Source organism: Rhizobium sp. SRDI943, assembly GCF_057653695.1.
The window spans coordinates 751402-765643 of sequence record NZ_JBYGKN010000002.1 but is presented as its reverse complement, the minus strand read 5'-3'; the positions used below and the strand labels follow the sequence as shown (position 1 = coordinate 765643).

Below are 14242 nucleotides of genomic sequence, written 5' to 3'. Positions count from 1 at the left end.
GCGTCTTTTCGAGAGCCGCGGCGCTGTAGTACTTTGAATGGCTGCATGATTTTATCCCTCAATCGATGGCGATTTCAGGGATCATGCAAGTCAGGCCGATGCTGTCCTTTACGTCTTCCGGTAAAGGAAATAACGGCCTTCCTTGATGCCGTCAGGCAGCGGCAGCCCCACCAGCTCCGGATGCTCCAGCGGCAGCCCGCTGACGGCGATGCCGTTATGGGCAAGCACGCCGGCCATCAGTTGCGGCAGCCAGGTCAGCGTCACCGCGTCGATCTCGTCATGGCCGGTGCCGATATCGGCATGGGCAAGGGCCGCGCCGATGCCGACGAAGGCCTGGCCGGACTCGCGGATATTGCCGGTCACCATGTCTTCTGCCGCTGGTGTCGAGGCCGAATAGGAACGGACTTCCCAGTCGAAAGCGACGATGCGCCGGCCAGGAAAGTTCTCGCGCAGATGATCATAGGTGCGGCCGTTGCCAAGTCCGAACTCCAGCACCGGGCCTGGCGTTTCCCCCACCAGATCGATGATCGAGTTCAAAATGTCTCGCTGGGCCGTCAACCGGCGAATGAAGCTGTCTAGGCGGCTCATCTAATCTATATCCGTCATGAAATCATCGGCGGTCCTGGTGGAATTCCAGCAAAAGTGCGAGAGCGGTTTTGCGTCCGGAATTGCGTAAAAACAAAAAGATAGAGCGTTTCCGTGGGTCCGAAAAAGCACGAAATGCTCTAGCACATGAAACCTTGCCACGTCGATTGCCGTAAATGGGAATTGGCGTTGCAGTGGCGACATGGGTCTGTGCTAAGCTGGACGATATGAAAACCGTGACCGACGAAACCTTCTTTGCCGAAGTGCCGCTCTTCAGCCAATTCGAGGGCGTCACCGACGCCGCCAACTACCGGCCGCTGCCGGATGGTTGGGTGCTGGCGCTGGCCGACATCGTCGGCTCGACGCCGGCGATCGCCGCCGGCCGTTACAAGGACGTCAACATGGCGGGCGCCAGCGTCATTTCAGCGGTGTTGAATTCCGTCGGTAAGGGCGATTATCCCTTCGTCTTCGGCGGCGACGGCGCGCTGATTGCGCTTCCGGGATCATTGGAAAAGCAGGCGCGCGACGCCCTTGCCGCCGTGCAGACCTGGGTCGAGGAGGATCTGGGCCTGATGCTGCGCATCGCCATCGTGCCGGTCGCCGATACCCGCGCCGAGGGCCTCGACGTTCGCGTCGCCCGTTACTCCGTAAGCCCTTATGTCACCTATGCGATGTTCTGGGGCGGCGGCACCAGCTGGGCCGAAAGACAGATGAAGCTCGACCGGTACGGCATTGCCCGCGCGGCGCCGGGGACGCGCCCGGATCTGACCGGCCTTTCCTGCCGCTGGAGCCCGATCGACGCCAGGCACGGCGAGATCGTCTCGATCATCGCGGTGCCCGGCGAAGGCCGGCCAGGGCAGGAATTCCGGGACCTCGTCAACGGCATCGTCGCCATCACCACCGAGCAGAACCGGGACAGCCACCCGGTGCCGGCGGATGGTCCGGACCTTGCCTTCTCGCTGCACGGCATCAACCGCGAGGCCGAGGCCACCGCGCCGGCTGGGCGGCGATTGCGACAGAAGCTCATCATCTTCCTGCAGCTCGCCATCACCGTCGTGTTCTACAAGCTCGGCATTCCGCTCGGCCGCTTCGACGCCCGCCGCTACAAGCGCGACGTCGCCGGCAATTCCGATTTCCGCAAGTTCGATGACGGGCTGAAGATGACGATCGACGTCGACGCCGAACATCTGAAGCGGATCGAGACGCTGCTGGAAGCGGCACGCGCCAAGGGCATTGCCCGCTACGGCCTGCATCGGCAGGCCTCGGCGCTGATGACCTGCTTCGTGCCGACGCCGATCTCACGCGACCACATGCATTTCATCGACGGCGCGGCCGGCGGTTATGCGGTGGCCGCAAGCCGGATGACCGGCAAGGTGCTTGCGACGGCGCCGCATCAAACGTGATCGCCCGAAGAAAAATAAACCCATCGCTTTGACGGCGACGGGCTGATCTCGCATTGGTTCAAGCAAAGACTTTATCGTGAACGGCAGCGACCGGTCCGCGTGGTTTCCTTGTCGCCCTCATCATAGGCAATACCGATCTTCTCGCCGCCAAGCGAGGTGATCTTGCCCGCATACCAATCGCCAGCACCCTTGTAGTTGCACTCTACCTTCATCCCGATGACCCAGTCGTAAGGACGCACATCGCTCAAGGAAACAGTTTCCTTATCGCCGTCATCATATCGGATCGTGACCTTCCCGCCCAAGGCGCTGTCGATAACGCCAGGGAACCAATAACCGGCCCCCTTGTAGTTTCCGAGAACCCAGTCGCCTTTGGTCTGCGCGGATGCGACAGAAGCGCAGGAGCACATGACACCGATTGCGATAGCCGCGGCAACAAAACTCTTCAAGATAGTCCTCCCTTAGAACTCATCCAATCCGCCCCCGAAATGGTTGTGGCAAGATCAGCAGCTTAGAGCGCGGTGATGAAATCTGCCTTAACAACAGAAAGGGAGTAAGTCCGCTCACCCTCGGAGAAGATTGCGGTTGGCGTCGTAGCTATAGGCTTGCCAGAAAGCTTCGTGATTTGATTAAGGTGGTGGCTGGTCGAAAGGCCGGTGTTGACGATACCGGACAGACGACGGTCGTGCGTGTTGTCAAGGTAGCATGTCGCCCGCAAACCATTGATCGGGCGCCGAAGAGCGAACCGCGGCCAACGCCTTTCGCGTTTACGCCGGATGACACCTGCCACGTCTTCTAACTCGACGACTCGCCGCGGATCGAGTGGTGCCAAGACATCGTCGAAAAATGAAACCATTGTCTCAAGGTCGCGAGCGCCGATCATGATGTGACTGAACATGGTGAGTTCCCGTGTCAAAAAGTCCGCGACGCGCCGCGAATCTACGGTCCTTGTAGGGATGGGAGATCTGACTTCGCTGTCCGGCAAGAGAAGGTAGCTGCGCGCCGGAAGATTCCAGCGCTTGTTCATAACTGGCGGAGAACGTCCTCCGTCGACGAGATTTCCAACTGCACCGAGAACCTATCCCCCAACAATTCGAGCGAGGCGTCATGAGTATCATCGGCACCGCTACAAACGGCGTCCTTCAGAAGGATGACACGATAGCCAAGGTCAATAGCTCCAAGGGCTGCGGCCAGCACACATACGTCCGTCTCCCCGCCCGAGATCGCAAGGGTCTGAACCCCTTCCCCTGCCAGGACGCGGTGAAGCTCGCCGGTGGTCCACGGAGAATAGGTCATCTTGTCGAAGATCCGGGCGGGTGGAACCAACGCCTTGAGTGACGGGACGAGATCGACCATGTCTGGTCCCAGTCGTTCGAGGGTCATGGTGTCCCATTTCTCGTAGTAGCTCCGCCACATGCCATGCATGTCCTCTGCCCGCTTGGGCGGCACGAAGCGCGTGAACACCGTGCGCTGCGGATAGCGCTGCGAAATTTCCTGGATCCGAGGCGAGACCTCCTTCATCCACGGCACATGCCAGGGCGTGTTTTCCGCGAACATCCGCTGCATATCGATGCACAAGTGAATCCAGTGGCTGTCGTTCATCGTCTCCTCCCTCCAACACGAACCAACATCACAGACTGCGGTTCCCAACGGCGGCCGACGCTTTTCACCCCGCTCTTTCGTCGATCGGCGCCACGGGCAGCGCGCGTTTGTGCGCACTTGCCCAGTAAGTTTTGAGAATACGCTTCCTTGCTGGCTCGGCGATCGCCTTCCCCTCGAGAAAATCATCAATGTTGTCGTAGGTGACGCCATAGACATCTTCATCGGGACGAAGAGGCGCGTCAGATTCAAGGTCCGCAGTCGGCACCTTGAATACCAGTTCCCGCGGAGCGCCCATATGCTCGGCCATGGCCCTCACCCGTCGCTTGGTCAGGCCGGCAAGCGGCAATATGTCAGCTGCTCCATCGCCGAACTTCGTGAAGAACCCCATGAGAGCTTCGGCCGCTTGATCAGTCCCGATCACCAATCCTCTGGTTGACCCAGCCAGCGCGTACTGCGCGACCATTCGCTGGCGTGCTTTGATGTTGCCGAGATGGAAATGTTTGCGAGCCGGCTCCACCAGATCTTCTCCCTCGGCCATGACCGCGTCGAGCATGGCGTCTGCTGCTGGCTGTATATCGACCGTGACGACACGATCCGGGCCAATGACGTCTAGCGACTTTTGCGCGTCTGTCTCGTCGGCCTGGACACCATACGGCAGTCGAACTGCAATGAACTGCGCATCGCATCCATCCGCTCGAACTTCCGAGACTGCGGCTTGCGCGAGTAGACCGGCGACAAGCGAGTCGACGCCACCGCTTATCCCAAGAACGAAAGTTCGGCAGGAAGCCTGGCGCAGATAACGGCCCAGGAAATCGATGCGACGCCGAACCTCAAGCGCCGCATCGAAATCGGCGGTGACCCCGAGTGTCCGAGATATTGACAGCTGGTCTTGGTCCATTTGATCCGTAGCCTGTTTGGCTTATCGTTATCTGCCGAGGTAACTCAGGACAGCAGAGGCTGCTCTTTCTTCCAGTCCCGGTAAGGGGTCAGCATTTGCCCAGGAAAGCGCCGCTCGATCTCTTCTTCCACGAGCGTAATCCGTGACAGGGTTTCCTCCCTATCCCTGATGTCATGCTCGCTATGCTTTTCCAGCGAGCTCATGGCAGCAAAAACCTCATCGCTCGTCATCGCCTCAAGCCGGGTCGCGAAATCCGAAACGTCCTCGTTCAAAATGTCATTGGCTACCATTACTGCTCTCCCTGCTTGCGCTGCAAACCATGGGGATATGAAATTGTTCCTTCTTTCGGAACTCGATTGCGTCGCGAAAGTTTATGGGGCGATCGACAACGGGAGCATCCTGCATGAAAAAAACCCTCATTCTGGCATCTATCCTCATGGCAACCGCCGGATCCGCTACCTTCGCCCAGTCCACAGCCGAGAAAACCGGCGTCAACTCCGTCATGGGTGTCGCACCGAAGACCGAAGATTTCGTCGTCGAGGCGGCCAGCAGCGACATGTTCGAGATTGAATCCAGCAAGCTCGCCCTGGAACGGTCGGACGACAAGACCAAGGCATTTGCACAGCAGATGCTGACCGACCACCAGAAGACGTCGGACGAGTTGAAGGCTATGGTCACATCCGGAAAGGTGAAGGGGACGATCCCCGCAGCCATGTCCTCTTCTCATCAGGGAATGCTGGACGATCTGGCGAAACTTCAGGGCGATGACTTCACCAAGCAGTATCATTCTGACCAGGAAGACGTGCATGAGGACGCGGTCGATCTATTCAAGCGTTACGGCGACGAGGGTGAAAATGCCGAGCTGAAGGCTTGGGCGGCAAAAACCCGGCCGGCTTTGGAGCATCATCTTCAGATGGCAACGGAGCTGAACAAGTAATCGTGTACCCGCCCCCGCTAGGTCCAATCGACATTCAGGATTCCCAAATCGCTTGATCGCTGATTCATAGAGCACCGTGTTAGTCACGGAGGTCGATGATGTCGATTAGGCGGTATGAACTGAGCGACGCTCAGTGGCTCAAGATTGCATCCTTATTGCCTGGTAAGATTGGCGACCCGGGGCGTAGCGGCTCGGACAACCGTCTGTTCATCAATGGTTGCCTGTGGGTTTTGCGCTCCGGCGCACATTGGCGCGACCTGCCGGAGCGCTATGGCAAATGGAAGACGGTGCATAAGCGTTTCAGCCGCTGGTGCCATGCCGGCGTATGGGAGCGGGTGTTCGAGGCGCTGACAGCAGACCGCAACAACCAGTATCTGATGATCGACAGCACGATCGTTCGCGCCCATCAGCAAGCCGCCTCCGGAAAAGGGGGGCCAAGGATCAGGCGTTGGGGCGTTCCCGAGGCGGACTGACCACCAAGATCCATATGCTGGTTGATGCCCTTGGCCGACCGCTGCGTTTCATCGTAACCGCCGGTCAGGTGGGCGACATCACGCAAGCGCCGGCTCTTCTGAAGGGACAGAGCGGCGATGCCGTGCTGGCTGATAAAGCTTATGACAGCAATGCCTTGCGGGAAACAATCACCAGCATGGGAGCCGAAGCAGTCATCCCGTCAAACCGCTCGCGCAAGATCATCATCCCCCACGACGAAGCCGCCTACAAAGATCGTAACCGCATCGAACGATGCTTCAACCGTATGAAGCACTTCCGACGTTTCGCCACTCGATACGACCGCAGAACAATCCATTTCGAAGGATTCGTCTATCTCCTCGCCGCAATGATCTGGCTGCGGTGAATGTCGATTAGTCCTAGTATGGCGGGGGCTTTTTCTTCGTCAAGCTATGCTGATCGGCTACCACGCTTCGCACGAGCAATTCTCTCCTAGGCAGCTCCTGGAGCGCGTCCAGGCAGCGGAGGGGGCCGGATTTCAGGCTGTGATAACCTCGGATCACCTTGCGCCGTGGAGCTCGAGGCAGGGGAATTCCGGGAATAACTGGGCCCCGCTCGGCGCAGTCATGGCGAAAACAACAGTCCCGTTCGGGAGCCTCGCCATACCGGGAAGCTGGTGCTGGCTCACCTGATCGCAATCCTGTCCGAAATGTTCCCGGATCGATTGCGCTGGGTCGCCATGGGCAGTGGCGAAGCGTTGAATGAGACGGCCGTCGGCCGCGGATGGCAGAGAAGGCGGAACGGAACCTCAGGACAGAGGCTGGCGCCGAGATGATCAGACGCCTGCCAACGGGAGACGTTTTGAATTGCGATGCCTTGGCTGCGTAAACACATCGGCTCTTGCGAAAACTCGCCGCGCCTTCGCTGTCAAATCCCGAAGGTGGCCGCCAGCCGAATTGATGTGGCCCGCCCGTTCGTGGATGCAGGCGATTGCGTTCGCCGCCCCGACTTGCCCGGGGGCTTCACAGGCCTCCTCGTAGGCCGATGGGCTGACCCCAACATTTGCCGGATGGTGACGGCAGCCGCCATCATGTCCCGCCCGCTACTGATCGAGCCGCCTGGCCCATATGCGGTTATCTCGGGGCAGGCCCCGCAAAACCATCGACAACGGAAAGACTTCCGGTTCGCCCTTTCCGCTCTGCTCGCTTGTTTGGCTCGGATCTTTCGCCCTTGAATTGATTCCGAGCAAAGGCGTTTCCATCATGCCTTGATGACGTGATCGGCCGAAAGTCCGAGCCGGTTGAATACGTTGCGCGTGTCGATGATCAGCGGGGCGCTATTTGCGAGCGCCGTATAATCCACCCTGTCGTGATCGGTCGAGACCAGCACCGCATCATAGCCGGCAATGGTATCAGGCGTCAGCGTGACCGACTTGCGGCCTTTCAGCGCCTGGTATTCGCGCGTCGGCGGTATCTCGGCGACGAAGGGATCATGGTAGTCCGCGTGTCCGCCACGCTCCTCGATGATCTCGATCAGCCGCAGCGACGGGCTCTCGCGGATATCGGCGACGTTCTTCTTATAGGCAAGCCCGAGCACCAGCACCCTGCTGCGGCTCAGCGCCTTGCCGGCGCGGATGTCGAGTGCTTCGGCAAGTTTGCCGACGATATAACGCGGCATTGCCGAATTGATCTCGCCGGCGAGCTCGATGAAGCGGGTCGGCAGCTCGTATTCGCGCGATTTCCAGGTGAGGTAGAAGGGATCGATCGGGATGCAATGACCGCCAAGGCCGGGGCCGGGATAAAACGGCATGTAGCCGAAGGGCTTGGTCTTGGCGGCGTCGATGACTTCCCAGACGTCGATGCCCATGGCCGCGTAGACGGTCTTCAGTTCGTTGACGAGAGCGATATTGACCGAGCGGAAGATGTTTTCGGTGAGCTTCACGGCCTCGGCCGTCGCATTCGAAGAGACGGGAACGACCGAGGATACCGCCGCACCATAGAATGCCTTCATCAGCGCCAGCGCCTCGGGCCCGTCGCCGGCGACGACCTTCGGGATCGTGGCGGTATGATAATGCTGGTTGCCGGGATCCTCGCGCTCCGGCGAGAAGCCGACGAAGAAGTCCGAGCCGGATTTCAGCCCGGTGCCTTCGAGAATGACCTTCACCACGTCATCGGTCGTGCCGGGATAGGTGGTCGATTCCAACACGACGAGCTGACCGGGGCGCAAATGCGCGGCGATCGAGCGCGACGTCGCCTCGACGAAGGAAAGGTCGGGATCGCGATGCTTGGTGAGCGGCGTCGGCACGCAGATGATGACAACGTCGCACTCGGCAAGTCCGGCGAAATCGTTCGTCGCCTTGAAGCGGCCGGCATCGATCTCGGCCGAAAGTGCTGCGTCGGTCACCGAGTCGATATAGGAGCGGCGGGCATCGAGCGCCACCATCTTGCCCGGGTCGATGTCGAAGCCGGTGACAGCAAAGCCGCTGCGCGCCACCGCCATCGCCAGCGGCAGGCCGACATAGCCAAGCCCGATGATGCCGGCGCGAGCCGTGCGAGTTTCGATCTTCTGCAAAAGCGTATCGAAGGAGGAGCTGGCCAAGGCGGGATCTTTCAAACGGGGAAGAGAAGGTTGATCTAATGCATGATCCAGGCAAATTAAACCCAGGCGCGGATCTTCCTCTCACGCTGGCGGTGCTGCTGTCCTGTTCGCGTCGATGACTGCCCCTCGTCAGCCGATCTCCTAACAGCACAACGCCCTTGGTCGGGTGTTGCGGAAATGACTCAGGCCATGCTGTTTGCTGCAACTTCAGCGCACAAAAAAATATAGATCCCATTGTTTCGCACTTGCAGCATCCCTATTTTGACTTTCGATATTGAACCACCTGGAAAGGATTACCCGTCCGATCCCGCCATGGGGAGTCGAGGGGCGCCGCCGCCGGGCTTTCGGCGGATCCGTTGACACAGTAATACCGCTCGTACATCCTGATTTCCTTGTGACCTGCGCATGAAAATGGGCCGGCCGGGGGGACTTTTGGCTCTTGGGGATGGCGTGCCTTATGAGGATCATACCGAGAATGAGCACGATCGAATCCAGCGTGTCGTCCATCCTGTTGGACCGGGTCGCTGAATGGCTGACGAACTCTTCGCTGGCCGGAGACGAGCTTGAAAACATTGTCCGCGGTTTTTGCGAAAGGCTGACTGCCGCGGGCCTGCCGCTCGCGCGCGTGCATCTTTCCTTTTCGATGCTGCACCCGCTCTACGATGCGCTGAGCTTCACCTGGCGGCGCGCCAGCGGCGTCACCATCGAGGGCTTTCGCATGCCCGCGGGGCAAAAGCCGGACCGCTTCCTGCAGAGCCCGTATTATTACCTGCTCGACAACAATCTGCAGCACATCCGACGCCGGCTGATCCAGGATGGGCCGAACGAATTTCCGATTTTCGAGGACCTGCGCAAGGACGGCATCACCGATTACCTCGCCTTCGTGCAGCCCTTCGGCGACGGCTCGGTGCAGGGCATGATGGGTTCCTGGTCGACGGACCACAACACCGGCTTTTCCGACGACATGATCGATGCGCTGCTCAGGATGCAGAACCATCTGGCGGTCGCCGCCAAGATGGCGGTGCTCGGCAAGCTCGCCAACAACATGCTGACCACCTATCTCGGCGGCGACGCCGGCAAGCGGGTGCTGAACGGCCAAATCCGCCGCGGCGACGGTGAGACGATCCGCGCAGCCCTCGTCATGGGCGACATGCGCGAATCCACCGTCTATGCCGAAAAGGAAGGCCGGCAGGCCTATATCGACACGCTGAACCAGTTCTTCGACGCGATCGCCGCCCCCTTCAACCGCAATGGCGGCGAGATCCTGAGTTTCCTCGGCGACGGCTTTCTCGCCGTCTATCCTTGCGGACGCCATAAGGACCCATCGAAAATTGCCTGCGAGGCGGCGCTTTCGGCCGTGCATCAGGCGCAGGCGCGGGTCGCCGAACTCAACAGGGACCGCGAGCAGAAGGGCCTGACCAGGGTCGGCTACGGCATCGGCCTGCATGTCGGCAACGTCATGTTCGGCAATGTCGGCCTCAAGGACCGCCTGACCTTCTCGGCCTTCGGCTCGGCGGTCAACGAGGTCCAACGTCTGCAGATCCTGACCAAGAAATATGGCCGCGAGGTCGTCGCCAGCCAGGCCTTCGCCGGCTATTGCGGCGGCGAGTGGACGACGCTCGGCGAAGAGAAGCTGCGCGGCATCCGCCAGAAGGTGACGGTGCTGCAGCCGCGCGCGCCGGCGCCGGCGATCAACGTCGACGAGAGCTTCCGCGAGGCCGTGCAGAACGGACTTTCGGAAGCCGAGCAGGTCATTCTCCTGCATCGCGACGCCAAGAAACATGTCGAGCGCACCAGCATGGAGAAATTCATCCAGTAACAGCCTAGAACCCTTGTCATAATCCGCGCGTCACGCCTTGGGAACTTCGGCGGGACGTGGGGGTTTTTCTATGATTGTCATCAGCTAGACACCCCGTTTGCGGTACGATAGTGTGACTTAACGGGAACATAGAAGACTGGGGAATTTCATTGGCATGGCGTCTGCAGCGGATCTGTTGCGTATTGAAAATCTCGACGTCTCCTTCTCGGTTTTCGGTGACCGGTTACGGGTCGTAAAACAAGCCAATCTTCGCATTCTTCCGGGTAAGGTCACCGCTCTCGTCGGTGAATCCGGCTCGGGAAAATCGGTGATCAGCCAGTCGATCATGGGGATCCTGCCCAATCCGGCCAAGGCCACGGGCAGCATCCTGTTCACCGATCCGCTCGACGGCTCCACGACCGATATCCTGTCCTTTCCGCGCGACAGCGAGGAAATGCGCGACCTGCGCGGCCGGCGCATGGCGACGATCTTCCAGGAGCCGATGACCTCGCTCTCGCCGCTGCATACGATCGGCAACCAGATCAGCGAAGTGCTGCTGATCCACACCGAAGCCGACAAGCGGGAAGCCCGTGAAAAGACCGAGGAGATGCTCGGCCTGGTCGGCTTTTCCAACCCCCATCGCACCTACGACATGTATCCGTTCGAACTGTCCGGCGGCATGCGCCAGCGCGCGATGATCGCCATGGCGCTGATCTGCAAGCCGGCGCTGCTGATCGCCGACGAGCCGACGACGGCGCTCGACGTGACGATCCAGGCGCAGATCCTCGAATTGCTCCGCGAGCTGCAGGCCAAGCTCGGCATGGCGATGCTGCTCATCACCCACGATCTCGGCATCGTCGCCAACATGGCCGACGAGGTGGTCGTCATCTATCACGGCGAGATCATGGAAGCGGGACCGGTCGAGGCGATCTTCCGCAATCCGCAGCATCCCTATCTCAAGGGCCTGATGGCCGCCGTTCCGCATTTCGACATGAAACCCGGCGAGCGGCTGAAAGCGCTGCGCGATGTAACGGTCAATCTCGAAGCCCTGGTCGGCAAGAAGAAGCCGCTGCAGGCGGAGGCGCCGGGCATCCTGCTATCCGTCGCCAACCTCTCGAAGACCTACAAGACGCGCAAGCGCAGTTTCTTCGGCAAGCACGAAGCCACCGTCCTGCGGGCCGTCGACGACGTCAGCTTCGACATCCGCCGCGGCGAATGTCTTGGTCTGGTCGGCGAGTCCGGTTGCGGCAAGACGACGCTCAGCAAGATCCTGATGCGCGCCATCACGCCGGATAGCGGCGCGGTGGTGTTTAACGACGGCAAGGAGGTCGTCGACGTCCTCTCCGTCAGGGGCTCCGAACTGCAGGACATGCGCACCAAGATCCAGATGGTGTTCCAGGATCCGGTCTCCTCGCTCTCGCCGCGCATGACGGTGCGCAACATCCTGAGTGAACCGCTCGAGATCCATGACCGCGGCGACAGCGACGAGCGCAAGCGCAAGGTCGAGGGGCTGATGGCGGCAATCGGCCTCGACAAGCGTTATCTCAGCCGTTACCCGCACAGTTTTTCGGGCGGCCAGCGCCAGCGCATCGGTATCGCGCGCGCACTCGCGCTCGGCCCGAAGCTCGTCATTCTCGACGAGCCGGTCTCGGCGCTCGACGTCTCCGTGCAGGCGCAGATCCTCAATCTGTTGAAGGACCTGCAGAAGGAACTGGGGCTTACCTATCTGTTCATTTCGCACAATCTCGCCGTCGTCGATTACATGGCCGACCGCATCGCGGTGATGTGCAAGGGCCGCATCGTCGAGATCGCGCCGCGCGAGATCATCCTGCGCGATCCGGTGCACCCCTATACGAAATCGCTGCTCGCCGCCGTCCCCTTCCCCGATCTCGACCGGCCGCTCGATTTCAAGGCGCTCAGGGAAAACGGCGCCGCCGACAAGCAGAACTGGGGCGTGACCTTCACCGCCGAGCACGACGACGCTTCCGAGCTTGCCTATGCCGACCTCGGCGACGGCCATCTGGTGCGCGCCCGCAAGGGCGCCGATATCAGGGAGTTGCGCTGATGGTGACGCGTCGCGTCTTTCTCGGCGGCCTCGTCGGTGCTGCGATCGCGCCAGCTGCGCTTCGCGCCGGACAGGCCAGCGAGCCGGAATTCCTCGAGGAGCGGCTGACATCAGGCAGCCTGCCGCCGATGGCCGAGCGCATTCCCGCCCGCCCGCGTATCGTCAATCTCAAGGAGATGGGGCTCGAACCCGGTGCCTACGGCGGCACGGTGCGCACCATCATCGGCAGCCAGCGCGACATCCGCTTCATGACGATCTACGGCTATGCCCGCCTGGTCGGCTACAACAAGCACCTGCAGTTCCAGCCGGACATCCTGGCTTCCTTCCAGTCCGAGGACGACACCGTCTTCACCTTCACGCTACGCGAGGGCCATAAATGGTCCGACGGCCAGCCGTTCACGGCCGACGATTTCCGCTACTGGTGGGAAGACGTCATTCTGAACGACAAGCTGACGCCCGGCGGCGGCGCGCTGGAGCTTCGTCCGCACGGCAGCCTGCCGCGCTTCGAAATGCTCGATCCGCTGACCGTGCGCTACACCTGGGAAAAACCCAACCCGATGTTCCTGCCGACGCTGGCCGGCCCGCAGCCGCTCGTCATCTTCGGCCCCGGTCATTATCTCAAGCAGTTCCACAAGAAATTCCAGCCCGACCAGGCGAAGATGGACGAGATGATGAAGACCTACCGCGTCAAGAAATGGCAGGATCTGCACATCAAGATGGCGCGTTCCTACCGTCCGGAAAATCCGAACCTGCCGACGCTCGATCCCTGGCGCAATACGACGCCGCTGCCGTCCGAGCAGTTCGTCTTCGAGCGTAACCCGTTCTTCCACCGCGTCGACGAGACCGGCAGGCAGCTTCCCTATCTCGACCGTTTCATCCTCAACGTCTCTTCCTCGTCGATCATCGCCGCCAAGGCCGGTGCGGGCGAAGCCGACCTGCAGGTAACCGGCATCGATTTCAACGACTATACCTTCCTGAAGGAGGCCGAGAAGCGCTTCCCGGTGAAGGTCAATCTCTGGAAGCTCGCGCGCGGCTCGCGCATCACGCTGCTGCCGAACCTCAACTGCGCCGACGAGGTATGGCGCGGCCTCTTCCGCGACGTGCGACTGCGCCGGGCTTTGTCGCTGGCGATCGACCGGCACGAGGTCAACATGGTGGCCTTTTACGGCCTCGGCACGCCAAGCGCCGACACCGTCCTGCCCGACAGCCCGCTCTTCAAGCAGGAATATGCCGACGCCTTCGTGAAGTTCGATCCCGACGAAGCCAACCGTCTGCTCGACGAGCTCGGCTTGACCAAACGCGGCGACGACGGCATGCGGCTTCTGCCCGACGGGCGGCGCGCCGAGATCACCGTCGAGACCGCCGGCGAGAGCAATCTCGACACCGACGTGCTGGAGCTGGTGCACGACCACTGGGCCAATATCGGCCTGGCGCTTTATACCCGGACCTCGCAGCGCGACGTCTTCCGCAACCGCGCCATGAGCGGTTCGATCATGATGTCGATCTGGTACGGCCTCGACAATGGCGTGCCGACGGCCGACATGTCGCCGGCCGGCCTTGCGCCGACGCTCGACGATCAGCTGCAATGGCCGCTCTGGGGCATGCATTACCTTTCCGCCGGCCAGGAGGGGGTCGCACCGGATCTGCCTGAGGCTGCGGAATTGGTCGACCTGCTCAGCCAATGGGGCTCGACGGCGAAATTCGAGGAGCGCCAGGTGATCTGGCACAAGATGCTGGCGCTCTATACGCAGCAGGTGTTCTCGATCGGTCTCATCAACAGCACGCTGCAGCCCGTTCTTTGCGCCGCCAAACTGCAGAACCTGCCGGAGAAAGCGCTCTACGGCTTCGATCCCACCTCCTATCTCGGCGTCTATATGCCGGATGCATTCTGGTACAAGGAGGCCTGAGG

Annotated in this window: 14 protein-coding genes and 1 pseudogene; 7 read left to right on the top strand and 8 right to left on the bottom strand. The window is 60.8% G+C overall.

From position 1 onward, the window contains the following. Positions 1–108: 108 nt before the first annotated feature. On the bottom strand, positions 109–588 hold the full coding sequence (locus AC245Y_RS27670; protein WP_012763538.1) for a class I SAM-dependent methyltransferase: 480 nt from the start codon (positions 586–588) through the stop codon (positions 109–111). A 173-nt stretch (positions 589–761) separates the two neighbouring features. On the opposite strand from AC245Y_RS27670, the gene AC245Y_RS27665 reads away from it, so the two are divergent. Beyond that, positions 762–1988, top strand: coding sequence for a DUF3095 domain-containing protein (locus AC245Y_RS27665; protein WP_017996815.1), 1227 nt, complete (start codon positions 762–764; stop codon positions 1986–1988). A gap of 71 nt (positions 1989–2059) precedes the next feature. Here the strand turns inward: AC245Y_RS27665 and AC245Y_RS27660 are convergent, their stop codons facing one another. The 5 genes from AC245Y_RS27660 to AC245Y_RS27640 all read right to left on the bottom strand — a co-directional run bounded on the left by AC245Y_RS27660 (position 2060) and on the right by AC245Y_RS27640 (position 4775). Continuing rightward, on the bottom strand, positions 2060–2434 hold the full coding sequence (locus AC245Y_RS27660; RefSeq protein WP_017996816.1) for a tudor domain-containing protein: 375 nt from the start codon (positions 2432–2434) through the stop codon (positions 2060–2062). A gap of 62 nt (positions 2435–2496) precedes the next feature. Next, on the bottom strand, positions 2497–2883 hold the full coding sequence (locus AC245Y_RS27655; protein WP_245274059.1) for a VOC family protein: 387 nt from the start codon (positions 2881–2883) through the stop codon (positions 2497–2499). Positions 2884–3008: 125 nt separating this feature from the next. Then, a complete protein-coding gene (locus tag AC245Y_RS27650; protein WP_017996818.1) occupies positions 3009–3587 on the bottom strand; it encodes a cysteine hydrolase family protein in 579 nt (192 codons plus the stop codon). Between the two features lie 64 nt (positions 3588–3651). Further along, entirely contained in the window at positions 3652–4485 is an 834-nt protein-coding gene (nadE, locus tag AC245Y_RS27645; RefSeq protein WP_012763542.1) for an NAD(+) synthase, read from the bottom strand. Between the two features lie 44 nt (positions 4486–4529). Continuing rightward, entirely contained in the window at positions 4530–4775 is a 246-nt protein-coding gene (locus AC245Y_RS27640) for a hypothetical protein (RefSeq protein WP_003553537.1), read from the bottom strand. Between the two features lie 113 nt (positions 4776–4888). On the opposite strand from AC245Y_RS27640, the gene AC245Y_RS27635 reads away from it, so the two are divergent. From AC245Y_RS27635 to AC245Y_RS27625, 3 genes are all read left to right on the top strand, one after another. Continuing rightward, a complete protein-coding gene (locus AC245Y_RS27635) occupies positions 4889–5422 on the top strand; it encodes a DUF4142 domain-containing protein (RefSeq protein ID WP_003553535.1) in 534 nt (177 codons plus the stop codon). A 98-nt stretch (positions 5423–5520) separates the two neighbouring features. Then, positions 5521–6278, top strand: a protein-coding gene (locus AC245Y_RS27630; protein ID WP_204328682.1) for an IS5 family transposase whose coding sequence is annotated in 2 segments (ribosomal slippage) — positions 5521–5863 and positions 5863–6278 — 759 coding nt in all. Because the reading frame shifts where the segments join, the coding sequence is not laid out codon by codon here. A gap of 46 nt (positions 6279–6324) precedes the next feature. Next, entirely contained in the window at positions 6325–6564 is a 240-nt protein-coding gene (locus AC245Y_RS27625; RefSeq protein ID WP_017996819.1) for an LLM class flavin-dependent oxidoreductase, read from the top strand. A 218-nt stretch (positions 6565–6782) separates the two neighbouring features. Here AC245Y_RS27625 and repC read toward each other — a convergent pair. After that, positions 6783–7094 (bottom strand): annotated as a pseudogene (gene repC, locus AC245Y_RS27620) (replication initiation protein RepC); the annotation flags it as partial. Between the two features lie 38 nt (positions 7095–7132). Continuing rightward, entirely contained in the window at positions 7133–8470 is a 1338-nt protein-coding gene (locus AC245Y_RS27615; RefSeq protein ID WP_017996820.1) for a nucleotide sugar dehydrogenase, read from the bottom strand. 475 nt (positions 8471–8945) lie between these two features. Here AC245Y_RS27615 and AC245Y_RS27610 point away from each other — a divergent pair, with 475 nt between their 5' ends. From AC245Y_RS27610 to AC245Y_RS27600, 3 genes are all read left to right on the top strand, one after another. Next, entirely contained in the window at positions 8946–10289 is a 1344-nt protein-coding gene (locus AC245Y_RS27610; protein WP_003553531.1) for an adenylate/guanylate cyclase domain-containing protein, read from the top strand. Positions 10290–10443: 154 nt separating this feature from the next. Continuing rightward, the gene (locus AC245Y_RS27605; RefSeq protein ID WP_017996822.1) at positions 10444–12333 is read left to right on the top strand and encodes an ABC transporter ATP-binding protein; all 1890 of its coding nucleotides are present in this window, start codon (positions 10444–10446) and stop codon (positions 12331–12333) included. Further along, a complete protein-coding gene (locus tag AC245Y_RS27600) occupies positions 12333–14240 on the top strand; it encodes an ABC transporter substrate-binding protein (protein ID WP_017996823.1) in 1908 nt (635 codons plus the stop codon). The genes AC245Y_RS27605 and AC245Y_RS27600 overlap by 1 nt, the downstream gene beginning before the upstream one ends. The last annotated feature ends 2 nt before the right edge of the window (positions 14241–14242 follow it).